Genomic DNA, 25,619 nt, shown 5'->3' on the forward strand with positions numbered 1-25,619 from the left:
AATTCACAAGTTGTTGTGAAGAAGAAGCACCAGCTTTTTCTTTTAAGAAAAGCTCCTATGCGGAGCCCTTTCCACGATGAATGGCCCTGCGTAAGAGGTAGCTTTTCATGCCAATCAGAAAGTCTTCACCACGCTTTAGCGCTTTAGTGAACTTAAACTTTCTGATGTGGTTAAAAACTGGTGCCCTCTTTCACATTACCAAGTAACAAACCCTTTTGAACCAACACCTGATTGCATAATCATATCCATTAACGGTATCGTATAAGCAACCAATATCAGCACTACCGACAAGCTGATCCACACGCTCCAGCGATCCAGGTATGCCGGAGTCGCTTCGGCCTGTTCCATGGCTTCGCCGATCGGATACTCGGTCACACCCTTCGGCGCCCGAAGCAGCGCGAAAACGTTGTACACCATTAACAACACGCCGATAAATAAAACGGTGCCGCCAATTGCCATGAATACATAATACGGCATCCAGGTTGCCGCATCCGGATTTCCTTCATAGGTCGTGAATGCCGTTCTCCGCGGTGCGCCGAATAGTCCGACAAGATGCATCGCCCCAGACATAAAGAACATGCCCACACACCAGATGACCGTTTGAATAATCCCAAGCTTATTCATGCGCTTCGTCAGGACACGGCCCGTTACTGCGGGAAGCAGCCAATACGTAATCCCGAAAAACGTAAGCGCCACGCTTGTCGCGACCGTCAAGTGAAAGTGTCCCGTAACCCATAACGTATTGTGGACCACTGCATTCATTTGGTTGCTTGCATTGATTAGTCCGCCTGCACCGGCCGGGATAAAGATCAGCATCCCCATAAATGGAGCGAAGAATCGAACATCCTTCCATGGCATCACTTTCACCCAACCGAACAGCCCTTTGGCTCCTTTGGCGCGTCCATTCAGCTCAAAAGTTGCGAATAACGAAAATGCAGTCATCAGAGATGGAATGACGACCATAAAGGTCAGAACAACCTGCAAGTACTTCCAGAAGGAACTGATGCCCGGCTCCATCAATTGATGGTGAAATCCTACCGGAATCGAAAATAACAGCAGAAGGACAAAAGACAATCTGGCAAGCGCGTCGCTATAAATTTTGCCTCCGATAATCTTGGGAATAATCACATACCAGCAAATGTACGCGGGCATTAGCCAGAAATACACGAGCGGATGGCCGAAGTACCAGAATAAGGTACGGCTCAGCATCACATTGATCGTTTCCACCCATCCGAAAGACCATGGAATAAGCTGAATCAGGACCTCTGCTGCAACACCGATTGTGGCGATTTGCCACATAAGGAAAGTGATGACCGCCATAAAAGCAAACAAAGGAGAAAGCTTGCCCTGATGCGTCTTTTTCCAATACTTAAGCTGATAAAATATGCCCCACCCGCTAATCCAGCTTCCTACAACCAATAAGGCTAATCCGATGTAAAAATAAGGGGAAGCTTTCATAGGCGCATAGAAGGTATACAGTACGCTTGCTTTTCCCGTCAAAACCATGACAACACCGAGCGCAGTTCCTACAGTCATGAAAGCAAATCCAAGCCACCCCAACCGATTCACGATCGGCAGCAATTTTCCGCCTAGCGTGTATGAAACGCCTGAGTATAGAAAACCTATAATAAAATAGGTTGTAAATACAATCGCCATCAAAACGCCATGTGCGGTCAGCAGTTCATAATAACCGATCCCATAAGGCAGTTTGATCGTCCCGCTCTTCACCATCGTTTGCAGCAGCCCTGCGATTCCTCCAATGAGCAGGGCTATGAAAGCGACAATAATATGGGCAACGACTAGCTTGCCGTCTTTGAGATCGAATTTGTTTTCGAATAATTCCAATCGTCCCGTCTTCATCCCAGACATCCACCTTTCAGGTTCCTTATCGTCATTTCACGATGATCGTCGTTTTCATATATTCATGCGCCCCGCCGCAATACTCGTTGCACAAAATCAGGTATTCCCCCGGCTTTGTAAACGTATGGCTCACGTGACTAACTTCCCCGGGAACAATCATCATATTGACATTCGTCCCCGGAATCTCGAAGCCATGTACAACATCCTGGCTTGTGACGATAAAGTTGATCGTTGCTCCTGCAGGCACCTCCATTTTTTCCGGCGCATACCCAAAGGTGAACGCGATCATCACCGCTTCGTACTCATGATCGCCTGTCTGAAGCAGCCCGGGTTTGTCAAAAGGGGCTGTCTCCTTGACCTTGGAAGGATCGATCTGATGATGATGCTCACTAGGCGGTTTTACCCCCATAGCAAACGCGGAAACGCCCAAAACGCCTAGAAACACGAACAACATGCTGATGCCAATCGTTAGCCAAATTTTCTCAAGTTTATGAATATGCATGGCTTAACCCCATCCTTTTCGAATCGTAATTAGTGCTACTGTCTGGAAAGAAACAATATAAATACGGCGAGCCAGCTTGCAGCCAAAAAAGTTCCAAGCAGCATGACGGCGGCAAATGTGCCGTTCAGCGCCGGTTCCTGTTCCTCTTTTTTTATCGCGCTATGTTCCAGTTGCTCATTGCTTATCTTTCTAAGATTCATTTTAGAGCCACCTCCATTACGAAAATTGTCATATCCACATTGTAGAAACATTCTCGCGCTGCCACTGTGATTAATGTCACTTCTCCCAAATGAAAAGCTGAACAATTCGTTACATCCCCGTCTTCGCGATCGTTTGAAAAGCTTCATAGTCATTCATTGTTTTAATGCTGGAGATGAAATTCAGATTGACTCCATTCTCTTGTAAATATTCATCTCCTAATTCGCTCCAGAAAATATGTCCGAGTAAAGCGGATACTTTCGTTTCACCTCTATCGAGCAAAGGAAGAATTTTAGTTTTGCATGATCGGTCATAAATGCCATGCAAGGGGAACAATCCACCCGCCACAAGCGGAACTACTGCTTCAAAACCATCCCGCTTTCTGTTCCACAAAAGCTCTGCTGCTTGACTCGAAATGAACGGCATATCACAACCAACAACCCATACGGAGGTATGTTTGGCTAACGACAATGCCGCATGCATGCCCCCGAGCGGTCCGTGGCCAGCGAAAAAATCAGTTATAATCCGCACGGAACGGTCCAGAATGGGCAGATATGGCATCGGATCGTTGGTTACGACGATCATCTCATCGCACAATTTCCTCATCCGATCCACTTGCCGGACAATGAGAGGCTGTCCGTCAAACGGAAGCAAAGCTTTCAGTTCCCCTTTCATTCGACGGTTTGCTCCACCGGCCAAAATGACTCCCGTAAGCATCACCATCACTCCCCTTTATCAAGTTTTATATAGTTCTTACTTTAGTAAAACGAAAGGGGGATGTAAGTGAAAAATGTCACACCCCCAAAAGCGGCCTGTGACATAGATCACATCGCAATTACAAAAGAACAATTATACTTAATGAACTTACTTCATCATGTTGTTGGGAGCGGATAAAGGCATGGAGAACAAACAAACCATAAATCAAGAGGTCGGCGTTCGAAATACAGAGTGCTTCTCTGCAGAAAGCTTATCTAAACTGCAGCAAATCATGTATAAAATGAAGGTCGCTGCCGGAGCGCATTTATTCTGGGAGGGAGACCCTGCCGATAAGCTGATCTTCATAAAAAGCGGACGCATCAAAATTACCAAATCATCGGATGAAGGCCGGCAATTTATTTTATACATGTATCAGGAGGGTGATATGTTCGGTCAGGTTGACCCTTTCCGCCAATCGTTGCAAGTATTCAATGCAGAAGTCATCGAGGAAAGTATGGTCGGGGTCATTCTTCAGAAGGATCTGGAAGTATTGCTTTGGCAGCACGGCGATTTAGCCGTTGAATTCATGAAATGGATGGGGCTTGTCCACCGCATGACACAGACGAAATTTCGGGACCTTATGATGTTTGGCAAACATGGCGCACTATGCTCGTTGATTATTCGGCTTACGAATTCCTATGGTATCCAGCAGGAAGGGCAAACCGTCATTACGAAAAAGCTGACCAATACGGAACTTGCCGATATGATCGGCGCGACGAGAGAAAGCGTAAATCGAATGCTCAGCGAGTTGCGGAAAACAAACGCCATTAAATTTGACAACGGGAATCTCATCGTGATGAATCTCGAATATTTACGCGATATTTGCCATTGTGAAAGCTGCCCTAAAGACGTTTGCAGATTGTGATATTCAGTGATGATTTGTTGCGCTGTGATTTTCATCACATCGGCCAAAAATCAAAACATGATAATCTAAAGGTGTCAAGAGAAAGACAAATGAAGGAAAGGGAGATGTGACATGAAACGATCTCGCTTGGATTTAAAATAGACGATGCTGGATTTTTCAACAATTGTTTGTGATTTTTTTCACATTTTATTAATAGGAGATGATTGTTATGTTAGTTAAATGGCTTAGAGAGAATAAATATGCTGCTGCTGTCCTTTTATTGGTTCGACTTTATCTCGGCTTCGAATGGCTCACCCACGGATGGGATAAATTAACGAAGGGATTCGATGCCGGCGGTTTCTTAAATAATGCCGTTACCAAGCCGGTTATCGACAAAGCGACGAACGAACTCATTTATCCGACATTCACCGCTTTTGTCCAAAACTTCGCATTACCGAACGTCAAGTTCATTAACTTCATGATCCCTCTTGGCGAATTCTTGGTTGGTCTCGGGCTGATCCTGGGAGCCTTGACGGCCGCTGCTGCATTCTTCGGACTCTTGATGAACTTCATGTTCATGTTCGCCGGAACCGTTAGCACGAATCCTTGGTTTATACTGATTGGCGCTATCTTGTTCATTGGGGGAGCCAATACGGGCAAATTCGGCGTCGACTATTACCTTCTTCCCCTGCTTCGTAAAATAATCACCCGCAAGAAAGAAGGTACCAAACACAACAAAACCGGCACTGGCAACACCAAACCGGCTCATATCTAACGGTTGTTCAATTCAAAGATGCTGTCTCAAAAGGCCATCAACTGACCTTAGGGGCAGCTTTTTTTGTATTTCAAAAAAAGAAAACCGAAAGCAAGCTTAGAGCCCCGGTTCGGTTGGCTTTCGCTTGCCCTCCATTTGCTCAAGAAGTGTCAATCAATGCTTAATTTGAGTAGAGCGAGTTGAGAGAACCCTCTTTTCCTCTTTCACCGGAATTTCTAAGCTTCTCCGATACAGCCCCGCAACAAAGACCGCGCCTCCAATCCCATTACCAATAAAAACCGGGATGAAATTATGCAGGTACGCTTCCCAACTAGATTGGCCGGCAAATATGGCTGCTGGTATGACGAACATATTAGCCACAACGTGTTGAAATCCGATGGCCACGAACGCCATGGTCGGAAACCAGATTCCCCATATCTTCCCTGCTCCATCCTCCGCCCCATAAGATAACCAAACAGCAAGAGCAACGAGCCAATTACAGCCGATCCCGGAAAGCAATGCCGTAAGGAACGATTCATCTGTCTTGGCATGCACAATCTTGATGATTTTCTCCAAATATATACCATGTTCCGTTAATCCTATCAAATGCCCAAACGCATAGGCAACAAATAGGGCTCCTATGAAATTACTTACAGTAATGACCATCCAATTCTTTACAACTTGACGCAAGCGAATTCTTCCCGCAAGATAAGCTGCCGGTACGGCCATCATATTGCCAGTCAGCAGTTCTCCGCCGGCGACCAATGTCAAAATCAAACCAATCGGGAAAAACGCTGCCCCAATCCATCCTCCTGCATCGCTCCAGGCAGCCGGCACAGAGGCGCTTACCCGGATATATAACAAAAAGCCTAAGGAGATGTAGGCTCCCCCTAAAAATCCTAGCGTCACTTGGTTCCTAAATGCCAACTTTGTCTTTTTCTCCCCGGCTTCCACGGAACGTTCCCAAATCGCCTCCGGTTTCGCGAACCCCATCGTTCTCGCCTCCTCATTTTTGTGAAAATATCCACAATGTCATACTAAAAAAAGGACACGGTTTCCCTCCATAAAAGGGAGAGAAGCGTATCCTTTAACCGTTCTATTTCTCGATGAGAACAGGAATCTTCGCATGCTGGACAACATAATGACTGACACTTCCCAGCAGCAGTTCTTTGATCCCCGTTAAACCTCTGCTTCCCATAAGGATCAAATCACATTTTTGCTTCTCGGCGAATCGCAAGATTTCGGTCTGAGGTGATCCCTGAATCAAGGTTACAGAATGAGAATTCTTGAACTGACTCAAGCTGTGTTCCACCTTATTCACAATTTCGTCCCAATACACTGCGTCCGAATCAAAAAGGCTTTCATCGATCAACGCATACATACTGTCGCCCTGCATCTGCGGTCTAACAACAAGAACCTTAACTGCAATTTGCGGATCCCTCTTTGCTATGAGCGCAGCTCTGCCCAATGCCTTTTCAGATAGTTCAGAACCATCAAAAGCCACCAGTACTTTCGAACAAAACATAATAAGCACCTTCCTTCGTTTTGGATATCATTGATAGATCGTTCCATGATTCAAGATCTGCTCGACAACCGGGAAAAACATATCCTCTTCGGAAGTCAAATGCTCGGCTAAAACGGAGCAAGATATTTGAAAAAGCGAAGTGATTTCTATCATCGACCTTCCCTCCGATGCTTCCAGGAATGCCCGAACAAATCGTTCCGCTTGCTTGTGATCCTCCTCCAGAACCCATCTAGAGATGAATATGGCGCTGTCCATGTTCTTGCTCAAGAAGTTATAGAATAGCGGAAACAACTCTTGCTCTTCCCAGTTCTCGTGGTCTTCCAGATGTTTGACGAACACGGTCATGTGCTCCCGTATTTCTTCGAGCAATCGTGCCGATTCGGCTGAGTGCAAGCATGCAATCATTTCCTTCCCTTTAGCCTGAACAACTTCCAGCTCCACTCTCAAAGCTTTATGTTCATCCTTAAGCCGCTGTATCGCCTTTTTCATGCTAAGGACTTGTTCCGGATCATGCGGCAGACCAAAATCGATAACCATGCCTGACGACCTCCTTAGGTTTCGTTACACTCATTGTATTCCTTTCCTTTTGGAAGAGCTGTGAAAATAATCACAACCTTGAATCCATCAGCCGTGATTTTTATCATAGCGACCGCCCCCAACTGCGCTATACCATAATGTTGAAATTAATCATCAAAAGCGACTCAGGGGGCGTCACTTATGGAAAAACAGCATCAGGATCCAGCAACCACCTTTATGCTTAATGCCAAATTTCTATTAATTTTACTTGTTGTCGTAGCCAATAGTATAGAACCGCTAATCGATCAAAGCGAGACTTTTCATACTTTTTACCTCTGGATCTATACGTTTCATATCCCCATGTTCGCCTTGGTAATGGGATATTTTTCGAAACATTTCCGCTTTAATCGGCAAGGTTTTGAGAGCTTGACAGAAATTGTATACCAGTACTTCATCTTTCAAAGCTTATATTCGCTTATGGACGCACTATTTTTCCACGTACCTGGCACACGCCACTCGTTTTTCATTCCTTATTCCTTGGTATGGTTTCTGCTAAGTCACCTGTGTTGGAAACTACTGCTCCCTTTATTTGCTTCATTGAGACGCCCATTTCTGGTTTCCATTTTGATCGGGATAATCATTGGATACTTGCCGTTTACAGGAGCTTGGCTCAGCTTCTCAAGAACGTTTGTGTTTTTCCCTTTTTTTCTGGCAGGTTATTATTTCCGCTTTGATATCCATCAGCGAACATTTATGCAATTGTTTAAAGGGATTAGTATCGTACTGACTGCTGTCGTGGCTGTCTTTCTATACATCATTCCTATAAATCCCAAATGGCTCTACAGTAGCTATACGTTCTTGGAACTAGGCACCTCCGGTTGGTATGCGGGCTTATATCGCATTGGTATTTACGTGCTTGAAGCTATCGCATCCCTTTGCTTCTTAAGCTTAGTCCCTGCGGTATCCTCCAAGCTGACCGACTGGGGAAAATATACGGTATACGTGTTTCTCCTGCAAGGATTTATCATCAAAGGGGCCATAGCGGTCGGTCTATTTGCACATGTGAATAAAGGGTGGCACTCGGCTATTGTACTATTGTTTGCTGTAGCCCTTACCTGTTTATTGTCTCAATCGTGGGTCAGGAAAGTATGCAGGCCTCTGATTGAACCAAAACTTACTTTCTTGAACAGGTTCATCATGAAAAAAAGCACATCTATCCGCCGGTAGAGGATGGAGCAAGAAAAGGTATAACTGTCTATTCCTACGCAAAGTGTAAATTGATTTTTTGATTGTGAAATAAATCACATACAATGGCATTAGTTAGCAGTATAGTAAAATCACAAAAACAACAAGGAGTTGGTTATGATGCAAGAACTAAAAGATGAAATCCTCAACATGTTACGTGATGATTTTTACGACGAGTTCGGGGCTGCCTTTGTTGAAAAGACAGGTGACCTTCCTGCAGACGATATTGCTAGAGAAAAAAATGAATGTATGAATTTTCTGCAGCAAGCAGGCCTTCAAGAAGAGTATTTATGGTGAAATGGGAAAAGAGGAATAACAGACCTGTTGTCCCTCTTAAATAATCAACTAGAGATGAAACACGTTTATTTTGGAATTCAGCAGATTGGCCTGACTTTTCAACATTTCCGACGACGAAGATAGTTCTTCCATAACAGCCATTTGTTCTTGAACGGAAGATGCAACCTGTTTCGTTTCCAAAGAAATATGATTGGCAATCTCCGCCACTTTGTTCGTCTTAACCAAAGCGCCCTCAATCTGCCGGATCTGATCAGTTATGCTGCCGGCAATGGTTTCAACGGCTTTTGCAGTTTCCAATACGGCGCCGTTGATCCGGTCGAGTGCAGTTTTCCCTTCCTCTCCATGCACGACTTCGCGGCTTGCAAGCTGCTCTTGCGCGGTAATTTTGGAGACAACTCCGGTTATATCCGTATCAATCCGGTTGATTAACTGAGCAATATCCTTCACAGCTATCGAGCTTTGTTCGGCCAATTTGCGAATCTCCCCCGCTACCACCATAAATCCGGAGCCATGTTCGCCCGCTCTTGCCGCCTCAATCGAAGCATTTAATGCAAGCAGATGGGTCTGTTCTGCGATATCTCCGACAACCTGGGAAATACTCCGGATTTCCTTCGCATTATCACGCAGCTGTGTGGCAACCTCGAGGGACTCCCGATTCGATACGGCCAAGTTCAGCATCCCTTGCACGAGCGAACGCACGATATTTTCGCTTTCCTCAATCGTTTGCAGCATCTCTTTGGAAACTTGCTGTGACTCTCCCGCTTGTCTCCCGATTTCACTAGCGGCTTGTTTAATCTGTACAACAGCTTGTAAAGTCCCTTGTGCTGAAATGGCTTGTTCCGTGGCGCCGCCGGATATCACTTCCGCAGCACCCGCAATGAATTCGATCTGCTTGGATGCTTGAAGCATACCGCCGCTTAAAGCCCCGGCATGGTTATCCGTAAATGAAACATTGTCAGAAATATCGATAATCATCTGCCGCAGATTTGTAATCATTTTTTCAAATGACTGACTGAGTAAGCGAATTTCGTCATTGGAGCGGTACATTGGAATCTGCACTTGCAAGTTGCCTGTTGCCGCTTCATTCGCCGCGTTAGTCAACCGGACTAACGGTTTTATGAACCACGATGCGCCGAACCATCCTAATAAGCCAGTCCAAAAAATACCAAGCGATAGAACAATAGAGAGGTATATCCAATCCGAAACACCAGGAGCAATCCGATCTTTCAAATAAAAAATAAAGAAAGCACTACAGCCATAGGTCACCATGGATACGCTGATAATGCCAAATACAATTTTTCCAACTACGCCCAATTTCATTAGTATCACACCTTCGCTTCTACATTTGATGTCGTACCCACATTCCATAAGTGGATGCTTCCATTACATCATTCCAGAATTGCTCGCGCTGTGATATTGATCATAGCCATGGGCAAATTCATGAGAAAAACCTGAGGCTGCGGCTGGATCTTTGTCTAAAGCCGTACGTTTGGGAACGAACTTGTCTTCGTCAATCCGCCATCTTCTCGTCTGTAAAGATGAAAAATATCGTTCGAGACACGCCGGCAGCATCCCCACCTGTCTGCAACGCCTTATTCCGGGTACATTTCCCCTTCAAATGCTTCACAGCTCTAACTCGCGCTTTATTTTAACCGCTAAACTGACACAAAAAAATCAGTGACAGATGTTCTGTCACTGACTGAAACGTAAACTTATTGTACGATCAGTTTGCCTGTCATTTCGCCGTGGCCCTGGCCGCAGAATACATTGCAAATAAACTTAAACTCGCCGGTTTTATCCGCTGTGAAGGTGACCGTTTTGCCTGCCTGAATTTCTTTGTTGTACCCGTCAATTTTAACCGAATGGCTCCCTTGCGTATTTTCCAGGGTTAGTTTGACCGTATCCCCTTTATTCACACGTATTTCCTTTTGATCGAATTCAAAATTTTTCGCATGAATGGTGATCTCTTTGGTCTCCCCGGCGGCTGTTTTTGAGGACGTACCCGCATCATTGCCGCATGCTGCAAATACCAGCGACATAACAACCAACATAGCCAAACTCACAATTTGCTTCTTCATCCTACACCCCTCCATTTTCGCATGTTCTACTGCCTAACAAGTGTAACAAGGATATGGGGAGCCTACTGTGAGGATCATCACACACCAAGCAGCGGAATTTGGAGATTTCGTGTCTGGCCATAAAAAAATCCCCACATCTCCTTGATCGGAGTGCAGGGATACAAGCGAAGTTCTATCCTAGCATTTGTGGTGTGAAATAAAGCCTCTTGTAATAATAACCAGCAGGATGAAAAGAACAAGAATACTTCCAGCCGAGCTATAAGGGGCTGCTGCTACAGGGGCTGCTGCTACATGAGCAACCGGTTTAGGGAATACAACGGACGTTTGTTGGTAAGATGCATGCAGATGAATGTCATTATGCACGGGTTTGTAAATCGGAGCTTGCGCGATCGGCATTGGTGCAGGCATCGGGGCTGGCATCGGCATTGGCGCCGGCATCGGCATCGGCATCGGCTGTGCCGGATATACCGGTGCTACATAGCCTGGTTTTACATGTTCCATGAGAAAAGCACCTCCTCAATTTAGAAGCTAATGTTGTAGTTATCATTAGGTTTAGGTGAATTACTTACAACATCAGTCTATGGGAGAGCACCTACCTCGAACACGGTAAACACCCAGATCACCCAAAAATGGTTAGCTGTCATGGGCGAACGAGCTATAACCATTTGTCCATCCATGCTGCATATCATTTTTCAGACGCAAAAAGGATTGCCCGCAGATCGGACAGCCCTTTTCTTCACACATATGGATTATTGTCTCTTTCGAAGCCAATTGTCGTCTTGGCGCCGTGTCCGGGATAGACGATCACGTCATCGTCCAGAACGAACAGCTTCTCTTGAATCGAATCGAGCAGCGTATTCGAGTCGCCACCCGCCAGGTCGGTGCGGCCTACCGACAGCTTAAACAGCACGTCACCGCTAAACAAGTGCTTGTCGTACAAGAAGCTCACACTCCCCGGAGAATGACCGGGCGTGTGGAACACTTGCAGCCGAATCCCGAGGAATTCGAGCGTTTGGCCTTCGTCCAGCGCATATTCCGCGGGCTCGGTTTCAATCGCCGCGCCCAGCTCCGGCCAGCGCGCGGAGCCGTTCTTCTTCGGATTGGTCAGCCAATCCGCCTCCAGATCGTGGATGTACACCGGACAGCCTTTGAGCTTGCGGATTTGGTCAACGCCTCCGATATGATCGAAGTGCGCATGCGTCAGCAGAATCGCCTCGATCTCCAGATCGGCAATCTTTTTGATCAGAGGCTGCGGGTTCATGCCGGGATCGATAATGATGCCCTTCTTGGTTTCCGGGTCAGAAAGCAAGTAAGCATTCGTACTTAAGGGTCCCAAAGGAAAAGAATCAATCTTAATCATAGCGATTCGCTCTCAATCTTTTGCGCTTATTTGAATTTAGAAGGTAGAGATTAACTCACGAAGTTCTTTAACGATAACGGCATGATAGCCGTTGCCTTCGCCATATTGGCGGCCCATTTCGGCTCTGGCCACTTGGATTTTCTCGTTGTAGTCCGGCGCTTCACGATCCGGGTTCTCTTGCTTGAACTGTGTCATAACTGCTTGAACATGAGCAGGACGCGGCCCCCAATGACCTAATACAAAACCGCCAGTATCCGTGAAAATCACTTTCGGAATGCCTCTTCCACCGCCAGTAAGAAACTGGTCGATAACATCGTAATTTTGCTCGATGATTAGTACTTCTGTAGGAACTCCACTGTTCTCCAACGCTTTGAATACGACCGGCACATTGCGAACCACGTCTCCGCACCAATCCGCAGCTACGATGAGGCAGCGCAAATCGTCGCGATTGTTCAGCGATTCAAAGAACTCTTGGTCCTCTTCATTCGCCCATTCGAATCCGTTGTAATAGGCGAGAAATTGCTCCTGGTTCTTGGTCATGCCGTCAATAAATTGCTGCGGCTTTAAGCCCGTGCGCAGCTTGTTTGCAAGATTCGTAGTCATCCGTCTCCAACCTCCAATGTTTATCTTTTAATTCCTAGTATAATTGTAGCAAATATAGGCAAAAGCTCCAAATTGATTTGGGCTTATTTTTGCGATTTCGCTTTTCTTTTCACATAAAATTGGTAGGCGACATACAGAATTGTCAGCACGATGGCTGCGATAATGAGTTTCTTAATGGTCGGACCGGCTATTTGGTTAATGGTCTCCCAATTATCACCAAGCTTCTTCCCGAGATATACATACAAGATCGAGTATGGAACAAGGGCAAGGCTAGTGTAGAGCGTGAATTTGCCTAGAGGCATTTTGGCCATACCGCCGGGAATAGAAATCGCATGACGTACGATCGGGATGAATCGAGCTGTGAAAATCATGCCCGTGCCATAGCGGTTAAACCAATCTTCAGCCACATCAATATGATGCTTGCTGATCAGCAAATATTTGCCGTACCTCTCCAAAAACGGTCTGCCTCCGTAACGACCGATCCAATAAAGCACAATTTGCGCTAACGTACCGCCGACTACGGCGCAAATAATGGCACCGATAAAGTTAATTTCGCCTTTGGACACCAGATAGCCCGCATAGGCCAGCAATAGCTCATTAGGAATGACCTCGAGCATTAATCCAAGGAAAATCCCCCAGTAGCCGAGCCCTTCCAAATACAACAAAACATTGTGAATAAACTCACCCATTCTTAGCCCTCTCTCCACAAAATTATCCTTATCTTGTCTAACTGATATTCTACCATAGACAAGATCGCTTCAACCAGTTTCGCTGCTATGTTGTTCCTGAAAGAAGGAAATGATCCGCTCTTTGCAAGCTCGAACCGGAGCGCTCAACTCCTTGCCTTTCACATGAATAAGCCCGTGTTCAACAGGAATCGGTTTCTCGGATGCAAGCTGTGCAAGCTTGCCTGCTCTTAGTTCCTTTTCCACAGCGGTTAGAGGGAGGAGAGCCAGACCCATTCCACAAATAACCGTCTGCTTTATCATCTCAGAGCTATCGAATTCAAGCGAGGTAAAAGCGGAAATCCCCTTCCCGGTGAGTTGCTGTCCGGCCATGGTCTGGTAAATGCAGCGGCCGCCGAAACCGATCACTTTGGTGGATGCAGCCGCACCCCATCCTTCCTCATCCATCGTACGGACAAGACCCGGGGAACCCACCCAAACAAGCACGTCCTCAAGAAGCGGAATGAATTCGAGATTACGCGCTTGCGGATTGCGCGGTACAATTCCCAGATCTACCCGGTACGCCGCCACTTCTTGCGTAATATCGCGCTGAAACCCGGTTTCGAGATGCAATTGGATTTGTGGATATCGTTCGAAGACCTCCGGCAACAGCTTTGGCATATGCGGCACGCAAAACGATTCGAGCGCTCTTAAACGAACGGTCCCTTTGGGCTCATCAAGACCATTCATTTTGTCCTGGAGCGACTCGCCCAATTGCAGGAAGCGGTAAGCGAACGGCGCCACCTCTTTGCCGGCTTCAGTGAGCTCGACACCGCGGGGCAGCCGCCGAAACAATGGCTTGCCCAGCATCTGCTCCAATTGATGAATATGCATCGTCACCGTTGATTGTACGTATCCGAGCCGTAAGGCTGCTTTGCTGAAGCTCTGCTCCTCCATGACCGTCACAAAGGTTTTCATACTGCGTCCATCCATATGCTCAATCACGTTTTCACCGCCAATCCATCGAATTTACAAATACCTAATATCGAAATCATTCGTTATTCAAATATATATGATCCATGATATCATCGGACTCAATAAAAGCAAAGAGGAGTGTTTGAGATGAATCCGACTATAAAATCTGTTCTGAGCATCCTGCTGCCGGGTGGCGGCGGCTTCTTGGCCATCCTGGTGTGCGGCTTGCTCGGCGATGCTGCGAAGGTCTCGCTGCTGATGGCGCCATTCGGCGCTTCCTGCGTCATCGCCTTTGCCCTGCCGCAAAGCCCGCTCGCACAGCCGCGAAGCCTTGTCGGCGGCCACGCGCTCAGCACGCTCGTCGGGCTTTGCGCCTTGACCGCTTTCGGCGTGCATGCATGGAGCTTGGCACTCGCCGTCGGCGCCGCCATTGCGCTTATGCTGATGTCGCGCACACTCCATCCGCCGGCCGGTGCAGACCCGCTGCTTGTGATGCTAACCGGCGCGAAATGGAGCTTCTTGTTCACGCCGGTGCTGCTTGGCGCGGTGCTGCTCGTGCTTGTGGCGCTGGGCTATCACCGGGCAACAAAGGTGAGTTATCCCACGAAGTGGTGGTAACTTAATCATGCGCTGACAAGCCTCTGCATAAGATGTACAAGACAAGACCCTTGTACAGGAGGCGGACCAGCCATGTCCCGAATCATTGTGATTAAACGCACGCATCTCCTTCTTGCAGCAGCCGCGCTGCTTCTGATCCTCTCCGGCTTGCTGTATGCAAACCGGGGTCGCATCATCCCTACGCTTGCAGAACCGATAGTCGAACGAACGATTCACATGGTGACGGGCGAATTCAAGTCGACGACCAGCGATGGGAAAACGATTGAAGCCTACCGCTGGGACCCAGGCACTATCGTCGTGCATAAGGGCGAGAAGGTCAAACTCAGCATCTACGGCGTGAACGGTGAGAGCCATCCCTTTTTAATCGAAGGGCTGAATATCAGCGGAGAAGTTAAGAAAGGAAAAGAAACCGTCGTCACCTTTACGCCTCAACAGGAAGGCATATTCCGTCTCATCTGTATGACGCATGCCGACATTGCGCATGGAGGCCCTATGATCGGCTACATCGTTGTCGATTAAATTTTCTTATGACCACCCCTTATATGCTGCTCTTAGCTTAAACCCTTTTGAACGGGTTCTATGCCTAATAGTGGAAATAAGGGGCTTTTTCGTTTACACTGTTCCCAATGTTCTAAGATTGCCAGGGGAAGGTGCTGGGCCCATGAAAACCAATATACTCGTTGTCGATGACGACGCTCACATTCGCGAGCTTTTGCGTTTTTTATTTTCAAAGGAAGGGTATGCCGTGTTGGAGGCGGATAATGGCGAAACAGCTTCGGCGCTTATGGAAACCGAGCAAATTCATCTAGCTGTCGTAGATGTGATGATGCCTGCTAAAAACGGTTTGGAACTCTGCTCGGAAATACGCGAGCATTACGATATCCCCGTCATTTTGCTCACGGCCAAGGGAGCACTCGAAGACAAAGAGAGAGGATTCTCATCCGGAACGGACGACTACATGGTTAAACCCTTCGAGCCCAAAGAGCTGCTGTTTCGGGCTAGGGCATTGCTGCGCCGCTATCAGCTTGTGTCCTCGGAAGTGATCACATTAAATAATACTGTGATCGACCGCAAAAGTTATGAAGTGCGTATCGGCGAGGAATCGCTGCTGCTGCCGCTCAAGGAATTTCAATTACTGGCGCAATTAGCCAGTCATCCGGGCCGCATTTTCACCAGAGAGCAGTTGATTCAGCTGGTATGGGGGACGGACTATGAAGGCGACAGCCGCACGATTGATGTGCATATCAAGCGCCTGCGTGAGCGATTTTATGAGAAAACGGATGATTTCGTCATTACGACCGTGCGCGGGCTCGGCTATAAACTTGAGGCGAATGAAAGATGAAAACGTTATATATCCGTATCGTTGTTACTTTTATTCTCATTGCCATGGTCAGCAGCCTGCTCGCGCTTATCCTCTCCAACGCTTATTATGTAAAGACATTGCGTGGAGAAAACGAGCAAAAAATCATGAATATCGCGGAACAAATCCGCACCCTCTACGAGCAGACGCCCGATCTTGATCCGGCATCATACTTCACCCATATCGCCAACATGGGGTTTCAAATCTATGCGGTTAACGAGCAGATGGAAGGTACGTTTTATGGGGCTCCTTTCAAACATCAGCAGATCGATCCTGAACAAGTAAGACGCGTTCTCGCCGGGGAAACATATCGGGGTGTCTTGCAGGAGCGGCATTTTTTAATGGTAACCGGTTTTTTTGAAAATAGCATCTCTAACAGTATCGGGGTTCCCATCCAGATCAAGGGGAAAACGCTAGCGATTTTCGTGCGGCCCAATCTGGAGCAGCAAATCGGGGACGTGCGCATTTTGATGGCCTTTCTCCTGGGGCTGACGTTTATGTTCAGCATCATTCTGATCGTCCTGTTCTCACAGTATATCGTTAAACCCGTTAAAAAGCTGAGGGAAGCGACGAATCGAATCGTCGGCGGCGATTATGAGATCGCTATGGATGTATCTCGGCGGGATGAAATCGGGGATTTGGCACGGGATTTCACGCAGATGGCTCAATCGCTCAAGCAACTGGACAATATGAGACAAGAATTTGTGGCTAACGTCTCGCATGAAATTCAATCCCCGTTGACGTCCATACAAGGATTCGCAGGCTCGATTTTGGATAAAGAAACATCCGAAGAAGAAAGAGAACGTTATCTGCAAATTATTTTGGATGAAAGCAAGCGTTTATCGTCGTTAAGCAAGCAACTGCTGACCTTGGCATCGTTAGACAAAGAACAAGACGTTGTAAAGCGCTCCGTTTACCGCTTGGATGAGCAAATCCGGCAAATTTTGATCGTGACCGAGTGGCAGTGGACAGAAAAGCAGCTTGCCATTGAACTTGAACTGCCGGAGATCGAAATCAACGCAGATCCTCAGCTGCTCTACCAGGTTTGGCTCAATTTTATCACGAACAGCATTAAATTTTGCCGACCGGGAGATACGCTGCGTGTGGAGATTGAGAAGCTGCCGGCCGAAATCGCCGTCAAGATCAGCGATACGGGCATTGGCATCCCCGCGGCGGAACTTCCGCATATCTTTGATCGCTTCTACAAAGCTGATAAAGCAAGGAATCGCGCTCGCTCCGGGAGCGGACTCGGACTATCCATCGCCAAGAAAATCGTCGATCTCCACCAGGGCACCGTTGCGGTGCACAGTGATATCGGTAAAGGCGCCACCTTCGAAGTCAGACTTCCCCATTTGTAACGCCCCGCTTAGGGACGATGAACTTGGGCGCTGCGGGCTCATGCCTCCAGTGGCTATACACCCTCTCGATGCATACACATAGCAGTAGAGAGGAGCGTGGATGCTTCCATGATGAAAAATCAAACGAACGAAAAGCATAAACAGCAATTCCCGACTGCGAGAGGGATTCGGCGCGCATGCAGCAAAGAGCTGTATCGTACCGTTAAGCGGCTCAAAGTGTGGGTCTCACCGGAGCAAATGGCGGAAGCCGAGGAGCTTTATGTGAAAAAGGTCATGCTGAACCTCCCTTTCATTGTCGAGAACGGCAGCAACCGCAAAGCGCTTGCCGATTGGTTCGATGAGCATGTCGGTCCTGACATTGCACCTATATGGAATGTTGAAGTGTCTGTGCTGAATCAAGCTTTCCGAAACGCATTCGGCGGATAAGATTTTAAATTTAAAATAACAAAGTCACCCTGACAGAATGTTGTCAGGGTGACTTTGTTATTATCCAATTAAGAAGAAACACAACAATTGGAGGAATTCATATGACAAATCACGCCATTCAAATGTATGACTACCACGTATGGGCTATGAAAACGATCATCAATCGGTTAAAAGAACTGCCGCAAGCCGTTTACACCCAAGATATTCAAAGTGTATTTTCTTCTCTTGCAAAGGCGCTTTCTCACATCTATGTCGTCGATTGCGGATGGCTGGCGATGTTGTCCGGACACTCGATGAGCGAAGCCATGTCGCATGCCCAGCCGATGCAACAAGAGATGGAAGCCTTGAGTCTGACAGAACTCGAGAGCAAATTTCTCAATTTGTTTGAAGACTTTAAATCATTTCTGCACCGCCAAGAAAATCTGGAGGCGTTAATTACATTGGATAATCCTTATGCGGGCGTTCGTGAAACTAGTTTAGCGGAAATGGTCCTCCAAGTCGTCAATCACGGCACCTATCATCGCGGGAATATAACAGCCATGCTGCGCCAGATCGGAATTCCTTCGGTCATGACCGAATATGCTTTGTACTGGTATTCGGAATAAAATCTTCGCCGCAATTATTTATTCATGCCCTCCGGAGGTGATATGGGCTGAACAGGACCAAATGTATACGAGTAGTCGGCCTGCATGGTTAAGGTTCCATTCTCATCTTTCGAATCCATTTTAAAGGCAATGGTCTTTGGCAAATTCGTTTTGGCGTCAATGACATAATGCTGTTTTAAAGCAACCGTTGTGGAACCGGAGCTGCTTTGCTTGAGCACGATTTGATCGTACTTTTGCGCATCATAATCGACGTCAACGACAATTTCGTCGCCTTTCGGTTCAACTTTGATCTCTTTAATTGCACCTAATGCCTCACATGTGAAGAAAGTGGATAGATCTTCTTCAGATATGCCGTCGCTTGGTACATCTGTCGTCGTCCATTTTCCTGTTACGGAGTCCTTGGTATAGGCTTTATTTTTGATCATAATGATCTCTTGATTCATATCCATTCCAGCCATCTGCATAGTGGACTTAACGTGCTGGGCAAATTCCGGCTGAAGCATAATATCTCCTTCCAGCTTCATCGTCATGTCCGAATCATTGGATTTCATGTGCATGGTGCCTTGGAATGAATAACCTTTCACTTCATTGTAAGCTTTCATCATGTCGAGGAAGGCAGCAAAGTTACCGCCAGCCGGCGGCGTGCAGGCCACAGCTTCGCTTTTGCCTATATGAATAACAAACGAATCGCCAACATTTGCAAAAGTGACTGCTCTCCCGCTGTTTTCCGCTACGAACCGCAGGGGGACCATAGTGCTGCCATCGATTATTTGTGCAGGCACTTCCAATGAAACCGCATTGCCATTTACTTTTGCGCTTGGGCCGTTGATCGTAAGATCGATGACGAGACTGTCCTTCGTTCCGATTGCATGCTGTACAGCGCCTGAGTCTTCCCATTTTACTTGAAAGCCTAGGGCTTCAAATAATTTTCGAAACGGCACAAGGGTATTGCCTTCGACGATAACTGGTCTAGCCCCGTCAAATTGAAGCGGCTTACCATCCAACATCACTTTGACATGATCCTCAGCGGCGAACGCAGTTTGCGAGGCAAGGGCAAAGAAAAGCAGCAGGCTAAAAAAGAGGCTTAGCGGCTTCTTAAACATACTTATTTTCACTTGTGGATACTCCTTTTCTGCTGATGAATCAAACTACTCATGGGATGGGCTTTAAAAGGAAAAATATAGGGGGAGAGAAACTTTCCAATCGAAATTATGATGAAGTACTTGTAGAGTGAGAACAACCTGAGGGTTACTGGGTCGGTCTGCGTCAACTTGGTGGCCACCGCATTGAATCCTGTCTAATCATACATAATTTGGAAGGTGCATTCTGTGGGAAATGACACAAAACGGAGATTTTTTTTCAATTATGAACATCAATACCAAGGATCCGGATTCCATTGATCGTTATCGTAAATGGTGATATCGATCCATATCCCTCGGTATTTTCGATCTCATGATCGTCAATGATGGGGATTTCAATCGTTTTGAATGTTTCACCGTCGCCAAACGTCAATTCACCGCTCGCCGCTTTAAAATCAACGCCTTCCGTAGCCGTTCCGCCAGTGATGTAATAAGGTACGGACACCGTTCCGCTAGCCCCGTACATGCGGGAAACGGAGAGTGTCACGAAACCGTCTCCTTCGGCAACCGAATATTCGGCCGAGTCGAGCTGAAGCTGACCAGCCGAGTTAGCGTAAACCTCAGAATGGCCGCAAACGTACAGCAGCGCTGCTAGGCTTGAAGCGAGAACAAATTTGGCGCGACGGCTTGACATGGCGGACAAGATCTTTATCATTGATATATTCCTCCTAGATTAAGTTAATAAACATAAAAACAAAAATGAAACAATGATCCTCCCCTCATTGGAATATAAGACGCACTATGAGTATAGCTCAATGCATTTGATACATTCTGTATCAGACCTAACAAAACGATTGTGAATTTCTACACTTTCTTGTTGAAATGCAGAAAAAAAACCTCTATATCCACTCTTCTAGTGGAATGGAGGTTTTTTGGTATAAATTCTGGGACTATACAAGCTGAATGCTTGTTACACCTGCATTCTGCTCTTTACGAATAAAGGGGCCGCATTGGTGGAACGTGAGTACGTTATTTTCTAAAAAACGTCCGATTTGAAAGTGTAAGAGGAACGATAATCCGCTATTCAGTAGTTTCGGCTTTCGAAGAGCCCATTCCCCTCGCTTAACGTACTCACGTTCCATCTTTTCAATTGTTGTGCGCTCTTCTCAAGAATAGGGGAATGTCATTCCACTTCCTTCTAGACAAATGCTACTGAAGGCGGTCCGTCATACGAGTCTGCCCAAGTCTCAGCAAAACTTCGTATAAATCAGGTGTCTTCCTTCTTCCGGTGACGGACATTAATTCCGATTAAAGACAACCAGTTTCATTTCCGTCATTTCCTCTATCGCGTATTTTAAGCCCTCGCGTCCAACGCCGCTTTCCTTTACACCGCCGTAAGGCATATGATCGACGCGGAATGTAGGAATGTCATTGATCATAACGCCACCTACATGGAGTTTATCTGCGGCATCCAGAGCAGTATGCACATTCTCGGTATAAACGCCTGCCTGCAGCCCGTAAACGGAATCGTTCACGAGATCGATGGCTTCGTCCACCGACTGAACCTTATTGATGAGCACAATCGGAGCAAATACTTCTTTGCAAGATACTTGCGAAGAGGTCGGAACACCCAGCAGCACAGTCGGCATCAGAATGCCGTCTTTCGCTGTCCCTCCCAGAGCGACTTCGGCTCCTTGCTGCCTTGCCTCCTCAATCCAATCCAAGGTTCGCTTCACTTCGCGTTCCGAAATCAAAGCAGATACGTCAGTCGCCCCATCCAGCGGGTCACCGATCTTCAGCTCGGCCGCAGAAGCAACAAATTTCCGAACGAACTCCTCATACTTCTCTTCATGAACATATATGCGCTGTAAGGAGACACACACTTGTCCTTGAAAAGAAAAAGCGCCTGTCACAGAACGTGCAATCGCCTTATCGACATCGGCATTCTTGTCGATAATGACTGCCGCATTCGAACCTAATTCCAGCGTGACCCGCTTGAGTCCCGCTTTGGCGCGGATGCTGATGCCGACACTTGCGCTTCCCGTGAAGGTGATGACGCTCACTCGCGGATCGGTCACAATCTTGTCGCCGATCACCCTGCCATCGCCACTCAACACGTTCAATGCGCCCGCAGGCAGTCCCGCTTCCATGAATAACTCGGCTACGAAGTACGCCGATAGCGGTGTCTGCTCCGCTGGCTTCAGCACGATGGTATTTCCCGCTGCAATTGCTGGCCCCAGCTTGTGCGCGACCAAATTCATTGGGAAGTTAAACGGTGTGATCGCGCCAACGACACCCATCGGTTCCCGAACCGTGTAAGCCATTCGACCTTCCCCTCCCGGGGCGGCATCCAGCGATATCGTCTCGCCGTGAATGCGCTTCGCTTCCTCGGCGGCGAATTTATAGGTTTGGATCGTCCGATCTACCTCGACGAGAGCCGCCTTCATCGGCTTAGCCGCTTCCAGGGCAATGATCCGCGCCGCTTCCTCCCGGCGGGACCCGAGCAAACCGGATACCCGCTCCAGAATACCCGCCCGCTGGTGGGCAGGCATGCTTCGCATCTGCGGTTTACAACGTACTGCAGCCTCAATGGCCTGCTCTACGTCCTGCAAGGTTGCGCTTGCGATCTCTGCGAGCGCTTCTTTGGAATATGGAGCGTACAGTGTCGTATACGACTTTGTCTCAACGTATTTTCCATTAATGATCAAATGTTTGCTAATCATGGCATTGCCTCCCCGAAGTGCAGCTTTAATTTTGAACAGGTACGTAAAGTTCTGCCAACGCTTCGCTGATAATCTCTAATCCTTCCTGCAACTGCTCGTCAGTAATCACAAGCGGAGTCAGGAAGCGAATGACGTTGCCGTAAATGCCTGCGCTCAGCAGAATAACGCCTCTCTCATAGCAGGCCCTAATCAATTTTGCAACAAAATCTTTAGCCGGCTTGCGGGTATCCGGTTCGACGAACTCAATCGCACACATCGCGCCAAGACCACGTACGTCTCCGATTACCGGGAATTCTTTTTGCAAGGAAGCGAAGTGGTTCATAATCGTCGCCCCAATTTCTTGGGAGCGTCCGCCCAGATCCTCACGTTCCATCTTCTCAATGACCGCCAGCGCAGCCACGCAGCCAAGCGGGCTTCCGCCGTAGGTGCCGCCAATTTCTCCCGGGTTCGGGGCGTCCATTATTTCCGCTCTTCCAACAACCGCGCTGATCGGCAGACCCGCCGCCATGGACTTGGACAACGTAATAAGATCCGGCTCGATGCCAAAATGCTCACAAGCAAACATGCTCCCCGTCCGTCCGAAGCCTGTTTGAATTTCATCGGCGATAAACAAAATGTTGTGTTTCTTGCAGATGTCATAAACTCCCTTAACAAACGATTTCGGAGGAACAATGAATCCGCCTTCGCCTTGTACCGGCTCCATAATGACGGCTGCCAGCTCTTCGGGTGCCGCTTCCGTCAGCAGGAAGTCCTCAAACTGGTTTACACAGAACTGTGAGTATTGCTCTTCCGTCATCGATTCCGGACGATGAAACGGATAGGGGAACGACGCTTTATAAGTAGCCGGCGCAAATGGCCCCATTTGGAATTTATACGGTTTGACTTTGCTCGTAAGGGACATGCCGAGCAGCGTTCTTCCATGGAATCCGCGCGTAAATGATACGATGCCCGTTCTTCCGGTATATTTCCGGGCGATTTTGACGGCATTCTCGACGGCTTCCGCTCCGCTGTTCAGGAACATTGCCTTCTTCGCAAAGCTGCCGGGGGTAATGCTTGCCAACTTTTCAGCTAATGCCACATAAGGCTCATACATGCCGACGTGGAAGCAAGTGTGAATGTACTGCTCGACTTGCTTCTTGATCGCTTCGACGACTTCTGTCGGGCAGTGCCCGGCGTTGATCGTACCGATAGCACCAACAAAATCCAGGAAGACATTACCGTCTACATCGAGCAGCAAAGCGCCCTGTGCTTTTTGCACAAACAAAGGGAAATTATTGCCTACGCCGTTAGATACATACTGCTTTCTCTTATCCAAAAGTTCTCTCGTTTTAACGCCAGGCAGATCGGTCGCTACAGATACAAATTTACGTTTTTTATCCATGTTTTTATCTCCCTTATGATCATTTTTCTATATTGTATACTCACAAAGGGATAAAGAATATGGCGCATTCAGCTAAATTTACCCCTTATTTATTATACTTAAGGGATAAAATACGTGCTGCAAGCTGTATCTTAAACCGCGTGTCTTCGTCATCCAGCGAAAAGCCGCCGATTTCGATGGCTTTATCCAGACGATAACGCAGCGTTTTCGGATGAATGCTAAGCTTCTCTGCGGTTTTCTTATGCTGAAACCCATGGCGTGCCGCTTCCACGAGTGTCTCGACAAGCACGTCTCCATTGCGAGTTTGCTGAAGCGGTTTGAACATTTTTTCCAGGAACAGCTCTCTGGCATCCTCTTCACCCAGAAGAAGTCTGGGCACTAACAGATCTTCATAATCGTAAAAGTCGCCGGGCGTCAGATGCGGAAGCATCGAAACGACCTCCTGATACCCCTTTTGGACGCCAACAATTCCTTTATGCGCTCGGCTTACAGCAAACAATAGAGTCGTTTCATTCTGAAACTTCTGCCAAATCTCTTTGCCGGTTAATCGTTCCGGCAGGAGAAATGTAATCTGATTCTGGTTGTAGGATAAAAGTGTAGGCACCCCTAGAGTCAGCATTGCTCTGCGAAGTCTTTCTACAAACCTCTCGCGCTTTACAATCCCTTCGGGTGACAAGGGCACAGGCAAAATTAAGGAAAGCAGGCCCATCCGGTACGTACCCTCCGGATCAAACCGTAATATTTCCGCGCGTTTGAGCGATTGAAGTGTCGGTTGAAAGGAGCCTTCCTGGAGCGATTCCAGAAAGGATAGTCCAATCTGCGCTTCAAAGGAGACCCGTTGTCTGAGACCTGAGATGTGCAAGGCCGTTACCAAGGAAGCGTGCTCTATCGCCCGGATTTCTAGCTCGGTCAACGAGAACTCACCTTCGATTACCCAAAGCAGTCCGACCAATTCTTTCTTGATATGAATCGGCCACACATATCTGGCCGGCAGGCTATTGCCATCATCTGCGGGCACATGCAAGGGCTGTGTATTCGTATCCGCCATAGCTTTCAGAAATGAGCAATTTTCCCGGATCATCCCGGTCGTGAAGCCTTCATCTTCCATCGGTCGCCATTCCGCTGCTTCTTCATGCCTGATGCATGATGCCAGCAATGCTCCGTCCGGATGCTCGATCGTCAAGCTGCGGCCAATTAATCTGCCCAGCAATACGGCAATGTCTTGCAAGCTCTCTGCTTCCACCGCGCTTCGCATCAGCTCCCGGTGAATGGCCTCGGATTGCTCCAGCAGTTCATATTGATTCGCAATGATCGCTCCATGAACTTCTTTGGTAATCGAGGAAAAAGGGATTTCCCAAGGGATTTCCAGCAATGGGAAATGGTGCTTTTCCGCAGCTTCGCGGGTCGCGGCAGGGATGCTTTCGAAAAAATTGGGCACCGCAAATCCAAGCCCTGCCAGACCTATTTCCGCAAAAACACGGATGAGATCCCGCTGCTGGTCATCGTCCCGCGGCCAGGCATACCCCGTGGTCAGCATAAGATCCCCAGGATTTACCCATGGCAATGGATCCGGCAAATCAACGACATGCGTCCAGCGGATCGTGCGTTCGAGGGAGTCCGCACCAGCAACGATTCGCACACGCGATAAAGAACTAAGGCTTAACGCTTCGTTTAATTTCATTTGTTTACGCTCCGTGTATAGAGTTGCACTTCTGAAGAGTTTATAATGCCATTATAAACTCTTTAGAAGCATATGCGAGTTTAATCCGCTTGGAGGGTGAGCATTTTCATATCTTCCTGTCGATCCTAGTGTGTATATCCAAGTATGGCATCTGCCCACTTCAAACAAGCAACGATGGGAAACATCGCTATTGGCCCGTTTCCATTTTGC

At 47.5% G+C, this 25,619-nt stretch carries 29 protein-coding genes; 10 read left to right on the forward strand and 19 right to left on the reverse strand.

What is annotated here, in order from left to right:
• Nucleotides 1–195: 195 nt before the first annotated feature.
• From ACFQZT_RS29400 to mobA, 4 genes are all read right to left on the reverse strand, one after another.
• On the reverse strand, nucleotides 196–1,860 hold the full coding sequence (locus ACFQZT_RS29400; protein WP_379305995.1) for a b(o/a)3-type cytochrome-c oxidase subunit 1: 1,665 nt from the start codon (nucleotides 1,858–1,860) through the stop codon (nucleotides 196–198).
• 31 nt (nucleotides 1,861–1,891) lie between these two features.
• Nucleotides 1,892–2,362 (reverse strand): cytochrome c oxidase subunit II, encoded by a 471-nt coding sequence (locus ACFQZT_RS29405; protein WP_379305996.1) that lies wholly within the window; start codon nucleotides 2,360–2,362, stop codon nucleotides 1,892–1,894.
• 35 nt (nucleotides 2,363–2,397) lie between these two features.
• Nucleotides 2,398–2,562, reverse strand: coding sequence for a cytochrome c oxidase subunit 2A (locus ACFQZT_RS29410; RefSeq protein WP_379305998.1), 165 nt, complete (start codon nucleotides 2,560–2,562; stop codon nucleotides 2,398–2,400).
• A gap of 109 nt (nucleotides 2,563–2,671) precedes the next feature.
• Complete coding sequence (gene mobA, locus ACFQZT_RS29415) at nucleotides 2,672–3,277, reverse strand: molybdenum cofactor guanylyltransferase (protein ID WP_379306000.1); 606 nt, start codon at nucleotides 3,275–3,277, stop codon at nucleotides 2,672–2,674.
• 181 nt (nucleotides 3,278–3,458) lie between these two features.
• Here mobA and ACFQZT_RS29420 point away from each other — a divergent pair, with 181 nt between their 5' ends.
• Nucleotides 3,459–4,181 carry a Crp/Fnr family transcriptional regulator gene (locus ACFQZT_RS29420; RefSeq protein ID WP_379306002.1) on the forward strand — a complete coding sequence of 241 codons (723 nt, stop codon included), beginning with the start codon at nucleotides 3,459–3,461 and terminating at the stop codon, nucleotides 4,179–4,181.
• A gap of 208 nt (nucleotides 4,182–4,389) precedes the next feature.
• Nucleotides 4,390–4,935 carry a DoxX family protein gene (locus ACFQZT_RS29425; RefSeq protein WP_379306004.1) on the forward strand — a complete coding sequence of 182 codons (546 nt, stop codon included), beginning with the start codon at nucleotides 4,390–4,392 and terminating at the stop codon, nucleotides 4,933–4,935.
• Nucleotides 4,936–5,088: 153 nt separating this feature from the next.
• On the opposite strand, the gene ACFQZT_RS29430 is transcribed toward ACFQZT_RS29425, so the two are convergent.
• The 3 genes from ACFQZT_RS29430 to ACFQZT_RS29440 all read right to left on the reverse strand — a co-directional run bounded on the left by ACFQZT_RS29430 (nucleotide 5,089) and on the right by ACFQZT_RS29440 (nucleotide 6,976).
• The gene (locus ACFQZT_RS29430; protein ID WP_379306006.1) at nucleotides 5,089–5,907 is read right to left on the reverse strand and encodes a formate/nitrite transporter family protein; all 819 of its coding nucleotides are present in this window, start codon (nucleotides 5,905–5,907) and stop codon (nucleotides 5,089–5,091) included.
• Nucleotides 5,908–6,010: 103 nt separating this feature from the next.
• The gene (locus ACFQZT_RS29435) at nucleotides 6,011–6,439 is read right to left on the reverse strand and encodes a universal stress protein (protein WP_379306008.1); all 429 of its coding nucleotides are present in this window, start codon (nucleotides 6,437–6,439) and stop codon (nucleotides 6,011–6,013) included.
• Between the two features lie 27 nt (nucleotides 6,440–6,466).
• The gene (locus ACFQZT_RS29440; protein ID WP_379306010.1) at nucleotides 6,467–6,976 is read right to left on the reverse strand and encodes a hemerythrin domain-containing protein; all 510 of its coding nucleotides are present in this window, start codon (nucleotides 6,974–6,976) and stop codon (nucleotides 6,467–6,469) included.
• A gap of 180 nt (nucleotides 6,977–7,156) precedes the next feature.
• Here ACFQZT_RS29440 and ACFQZT_RS29445 point away from each other — a divergent pair, with 180 nt between their 5' ends.
• The gene (locus ACFQZT_RS29445) at nucleotides 7,157–8,182 is read left to right on the forward strand and encodes an acyltransferase family protein (protein WP_379306012.1); all 1,026 of its coding nucleotides are present in this window, start codon (nucleotides 7,157–7,159) and stop codon (nucleotides 8,180–8,182) included.
• A 135-nt stretch (nucleotides 8,183–8,317) separates the two neighbouring features.
• Nucleotides 8,318–8,497 carry a hypothetical protein gene (locus tag ACFQZT_RS29450; RefSeq protein WP_379306014.1) on the forward strand — a complete coding sequence of 60 codons (180 nt, stop codon included), beginning with the start codon at nucleotides 8,318–8,320 and terminating at the stop codon, nucleotides 8,495–8,497.
• Between the two features lie 48 nt (nucleotides 8,498–8,545).
• Here ACFQZT_RS29450 and ACFQZT_RS29455 read toward each other — a convergent pair whose 3' ends face one another.
• The 7 genes from ACFQZT_RS29455 to ACFQZT_RS29485 all read right to left on the reverse strand — a co-directional run bounded on the left by ACFQZT_RS29455 (nucleotide 8,546) and on the right by ACFQZT_RS29485 (nucleotide 14,181).
• The gene (locus ACFQZT_RS29455) at nucleotides 8,546–9,817 is read right to left on the reverse strand and encodes a methyl-accepting chemotaxis protein (protein ID WP_379306016.1); all 1,272 of its coding nucleotides are present in this window, start codon (nucleotides 9,815–9,817) and stop codon (nucleotides 8,546–8,548) included.
• 392 nt (nucleotides 9,818–10,209) lie between these two features.
• Nucleotides 10,210–10,575: a cupredoxin domain-containing protein gene (locus ACFQZT_RS29460; protein ID WP_379306018.1), complete on the reverse strand. Its 366-nt coding sequence runs from the start codon at nucleotides 10,573–10,575 to the stop codon at nucleotides 10,210–10,212.
• A 177-nt stretch (nucleotides 10,576–10,752) separates the two neighbouring features.
• Complete coding sequence (locus tag ACFQZT_RS29465) at nucleotides 10,753–11,076, reverse strand: hypothetical protein (protein ID WP_379306020.1); 324 nt, start codon at nucleotides 11,074–11,076, stop codon at nucleotides 10,753–10,755.
• Between the two features lie 235 nt (nucleotides 11,077–11,311).
• Complete coding sequence (locus ACFQZT_RS29470) at nucleotides 11,312–11,935, reverse strand: MBL fold metallo-hydrolase (RefSeq protein WP_379306022.1); 624 nt, start codon at nucleotides 11,933–11,935, stop codon at nucleotides 11,312–11,314.
• 36 nt (nucleotides 11,936–11,971) lie between these two features.
• The gene (locus ACFQZT_RS29475; protein WP_379306024.1) at nucleotides 11,972–12,538 is read right to left on the reverse strand and encodes a thioredoxin family protein; all 567 of its coding nucleotides are present in this window, start codon (nucleotides 12,536–12,538) and stop codon (nucleotides 11,972–11,974) included.
• An 83-nt stretch (nucleotides 12,539–12,621) separates the two neighbouring features.
• Nucleotides 12,622–13,227 carry an undecaprenyl phosphate transporter UptA gene (gene uptA, locus ACFQZT_RS29480; RefSeq protein WP_379306026.1) on the reverse strand — a complete coding sequence of 202 codons (606 nt, stop codon included), beginning with the start codon at nucleotides 13,225–13,227 and terminating at the stop codon, nucleotides 12,622–12,624.
• 69 nt (nucleotides 13,228–13,296) lie between these two features.
• Nucleotides 13,297–14,181 (reverse strand): LysR family transcriptional regulator, encoded by an 885-nt coding sequence (locus ACFQZT_RS29485; RefSeq protein WP_379306028.1) that lies wholly within the window; start codon nucleotides 14,179–14,181, stop codon nucleotides 13,297–13,299.
• A 144-nt stretch (nucleotides 14,182–14,325) separates the two neighbouring features.
• Between ACFQZT_RS29485 and ACFQZT_RS29490 the strand changes: the two genes are divergently transcribed.
• From ACFQZT_RS29490 to ACFQZT_RS29515, 6 genes are all read left to right on the forward strand, one after another.
• Complete coding sequence (locus tag ACFQZT_RS29490; RefSeq protein WP_379306030.1) at nucleotides 14,326–14,796, forward strand: HPP family protein; 471 nt, start codon at nucleotides 14,326–14,328, stop codon at nucleotides 14,794–14,796.
• A 72-nt stretch (nucleotides 14,797–14,868) separates the two neighbouring features.
• Nucleotides 14,869–15,315: a cupredoxin domain-containing protein gene (locus ACFQZT_RS29495; RefSeq protein WP_379306032.1), complete on the forward strand. Its 447-nt coding sequence runs from the start codon at nucleotides 14,869–14,871 to the stop codon at nucleotides 15,313–15,315.
• A gap of 142 nt (nucleotides 15,316–15,457) precedes the next feature.
• The gene (locus ACFQZT_RS29500) at nucleotides 15,458–16,138 is read left to right on the forward strand and encodes a response regulator transcription factor (protein ID WP_379306034.1); all 681 of its coding nucleotides are present in this window, start codon (nucleotides 15,458–15,460) and stop codon (nucleotides 16,136–16,138) included.
• Complete coding sequence (locus ACFQZT_RS29505; protein WP_379306036.1) at nucleotides 16,135–17,514, forward strand: sensor histidine kinase; 1,380 nt, start codon at nucleotides 16,135–16,137, stop codon at nucleotides 17,512–17,514. The genes ACFQZT_RS29500 and ACFQZT_RS29505 overlap by 4 nt, the downstream gene beginning before the upstream one ends.
• 108 nt (nucleotides 17,515–17,622) lie before the next feature.
• On the forward strand, nucleotides 17,623–17,940 hold the full coding sequence (locus tag ACFQZT_RS29510) for a dehydrogenase (protein ID WP_379306038.1): 318 nt from the start codon (nucleotides 17,623–17,625) through the stop codon (nucleotides 17,938–17,940).
• Between the two features lie 101 nt (nucleotides 17,941–18,041).
• Nucleotides 18,042–18,545, forward strand: a complete 504-nt coding sequence (locus tag ACFQZT_RS29515; protein ID WP_379306040.1) for a DinB family protein — start codon at nucleotides 18,042–18,044, stop codon at nucleotides 18,543–18,545.
• A 14-nt stretch (nucleotides 18,546–18,559) separates the two neighbouring features.
• Here the strand turns inward: ACFQZT_RS29515 and ACFQZT_RS29520 are convergent, their stop codons facing one another.
• The 5 genes from ACFQZT_RS29520 to ACFQZT_RS29540 all read right to left on the reverse strand — a co-directional run bounded on the left by ACFQZT_RS29520 (nucleotide 18,560) and on the right by ACFQZT_RS29540 (nucleotide 25,409).
• Complete coding sequence (locus tag ACFQZT_RS29520) at nucleotides 18,560–19,660, reverse strand: stalk domain-containing protein (protein ID WP_379306042.1); 1,101 nt, start codon at nucleotides 19,658–19,660, stop codon at nucleotides 18,560–18,562.
• A gap of 244 nt (nucleotides 19,661–19,904) precedes the next feature.
• The gene (locus tag ACFQZT_RS29525) at nucleotides 19,905–20,339 is read right to left on the reverse strand and encodes a Calx-beta domain-containing protein (RefSeq protein ID WP_379306044.1); all 435 of its coding nucleotides are present in this window, start codon (nucleotides 20,337–20,339) and stop codon (nucleotides 19,905–19,907) included.
• Nucleotides 20,340–20,922: 583 nt separating this feature from the next.
• Complete coding sequence (locus tag ACFQZT_RS29530; RefSeq protein WP_379306046.1) at nucleotides 20,923–22,347, reverse strand: aldehyde dehydrogenase family protein; 1,425 nt, start codon at nucleotides 22,345–22,347, stop codon at nucleotides 20,923–20,925.
• A 25-nt stretch (nucleotides 22,348–22,372) separates the two neighbouring features.
• Nucleotides 22,373–23,728, reverse strand: a complete 1,356-nt coding sequence (gene gabT / locus ACFQZT_RS29535; RefSeq protein WP_379306048.1) for a 4-aminobutyrate--2-oxoglutarate transaminase — start codon at nucleotides 23,726–23,728, stop codon at nucleotides 22,373–22,375.
• Nucleotides 23,729–23,813: 85 nt separating this feature from the next.
• Nucleotides 23,814–25,409: a PucR family transcriptional regulator gene (locus ACFQZT_RS29540; protein ID WP_379306050.1), complete on the reverse strand. Its 1,596-nt coding sequence runs from the start codon at nucleotides 25,407–25,409 to the stop codon at nucleotides 23,814–23,816.
• Between the last annotated feature and the right edge of the window lie 210 nt (nucleotides 25,410–25,619).

It is taken from the genome of Paenibacillus sp. GCM10027628 (assembly GCF_042676385.1).
Classification (GTDB): Bacteria; Bacillota; Bacilli; order Paenibacillales; family NBRC-103111; genus Paenibacillus_E.

What these genes read in the sequence shown, in the direction of transcription:
- ACFQZT_RS29410 (WP_379305998.1), bottom strand. Translation starts at nt 2,562, where the DNA reads ATGAATCTTAGAAAGATAAGCAATGAGCAACTGGAACATAGCGCGATA.
- ACFQZT_RS29530 (WP_379306046.1), bottom strand. Translation starts at nt 22,347, where the DNA reads ATGATTAGCAAACATTTGATCATTAATGGAAAATACGTTGAGACAAAG.
- ACFQZT_RS29450 (WP_379306014.1), top strand. Translation starts at nt 8,318, where the DNA reads ATGATGCAAGAACTAAAAGATGAAATCCTCAACATGTTACGTGATGAT.
- ACFQZT_RS29445 (WP_379306012.1), top strand. Translation starts at nt 7,157, where the DNA reads ATGGAAAAACAGCATCAGGATCCAGCAACCACCTTTATGCTTAATGCC.
- ACFQZT_RS29465 (WP_379306020.1), bottom strand. Translation starts at nt 11,076, where the DNA reads ATGGAACATGTAAAACCAGGCTATGTAGCACCGGTATATCCGGCACAG.
- gabT (WP_379306048.1), bottom strand. Translation starts at nt 23,728, where the DNA reads ATGGATAAAAAACGTAAATTTGTATCTGTAGCGACCGATCTGCCTGGC.
- ACFQZT_RS29510 (WP_379306038.1), top strand. Translation starts at nt 17,623, where the DNA reads ATGATGAAAAATCAAACGAACGAAAAGCATAAACAGCAATTCCCGACT.
- ACFQZT_RS29460 (WP_379306018.1), bottom strand. Translation starts at nt 10,575, where the DNA reads ATGAAGAAGCAAATTGTGAGTTTGGCTATGTTGGTTGTTATGTCGCTG.
- ACFQZT_RS29420 (WP_379306002.1), top strand. Translation starts at nt 3,459, where the DNA reads ATGGAGAACAAACAAACCATAAATCAAGAGGTCGGCGTTCGAAATACA.
- ACFQZT_RS29455 (WP_379306016.1), bottom strand. Translation starts at nt 9,817, where the DNA reads ATGAAATTGGGCGTAGTTGGAAAAATTGTATTTGGCATTATCAGCGTA.
- uptA (WP_379306026.1), bottom strand. Translation starts at nt 13,227, where the DNA reads ATGGGTGAGTTTATTCACAATGTTTTGTTGTATTTGGAAGGGCTCGGC.
- ACFQZT_RS29500 (WP_379306034.1), top strand. Translation starts at nt 15,458, where the DNA reads ATGAAAACCAATATACTCGTTGTCGATGACGACGCTCACATTCGCGAG.
- ACFQZT_RS29425 (WP_379306004.1), top strand. Translation starts at nt 4,390, where the DNA reads ATGTTAGTTAAATGGCTTAGAGAGAATAAATATGCTGCTGCTGTCCTT.
- ACFQZT_RS29495 (WP_379306032.1), top strand. Translation starts at nt 14,869, where the DNA reads ATGTCCCGAATCATTGTGATTAAACGCACGCATCTCCTTCTTGCAGCA.
- ACFQZT_RS29470 (WP_379306022.1), bottom strand. Translation starts at nt 11,935, where the DNA reads ATGATTAAGATTGATTCTTTTCCTTTGGGACCCTTAAGTACGAATGCT.
- ACFQZT_RS29505 (WP_379306036.1), top strand. Translation starts at nt 16,135, where the DNA reads ATGAAAACGTTATATATCCGTATCGTTGTTACTTTTATTCTCATTGCC.
- ACFQZT_RS29405 (WP_379305996.1), bottom strand. Translation starts at nt 2,362, where the DNA reads ATGCATATTCATAAACTTGAGAAAATTTGGCTAACGATTGGCATCAGC.
- ACFQZT_RS29525 (WP_379306044.1), bottom strand. Translation starts at nt 20,339, where the DNA reads ATGATAAAGATCTTGTCCGCCATGTCAAGCCGTCGCGCCAAATTTGTT.
- ACFQZT_RS29475 (WP_379306024.1), bottom strand. Translation starts at nt 12,538, where the DNA reads ATGACTACGAATCTTGCAAACAAGCTGCGCACGGGCTTAAAGCCGCAG.
- ACFQZT_RS29430 (WP_379306006.1), bottom strand. Translation starts at nt 5,907, where the DNA reads ATGGGGTTCGCGAAACCGGAGGCGATTTGGGAACGTTCCGTGGAAGCC.
- ACFQZT_RS29490 (WP_379306030.1), top strand. Translation starts at nt 14,326, where the DNA reads ATGAATCCGACTATAAAATCTGTTCTGAGCATCCTGCTGCCGGGTGGC.
- ACFQZT_RS29400 (WP_379305995.1), bottom strand. Translation starts at nt 1,860, where the DNA reads ATGAAGACGGGACGATTGGAATTATTCGAAAACAAATTCGATCTCAAA.
- ACFQZT_RS29485 (WP_379306028.1), bottom strand. Translation starts at nt 14,181, where the DNA reads ATGAAAACCTTTGTGACGGTCATGGAGGAGCAGAGCTTCAGCAAAGCA.
- ACFQZT_RS29540 (WP_379306050.1), bottom strand. Translation starts at nt 25,409, where the DNA reads ATGAAATTAAACGAAGCGTTAAGCCTTAGTTCTTTATCGCGTGTGCGA.
- ACFQZT_RS29440 (WP_379306010.1), bottom strand. Translation starts at nt 6,976, where the DNA reads ATGGTTATCGATTTTGGTCTGCCGCATGATCCGGAACAAGTCCTTAGC.
- ACFQZT_RS29435 (WP_379306008.1), bottom strand. Translation starts at nt 6,439, where the DNA reads ATGTTTTGTTCGAAAGTACTGGTGGCTTTTGATGGTTCTGAACTATCT.
- ACFQZT_RS29515 (WP_379306040.1), top strand. Translation starts at nt 18,042, where the DNA reads ATGACAAATCACGCCATTCAAATGTATGACTACCACGTATGGGCTATG.
- mobA (WP_379306000.1), bottom strand. Translation starts at nt 3,277, where the DNA reads ATGCTTACGGGAGTCATTTTGGCCGGTGGAGCAAACCGTCGAATGAAA.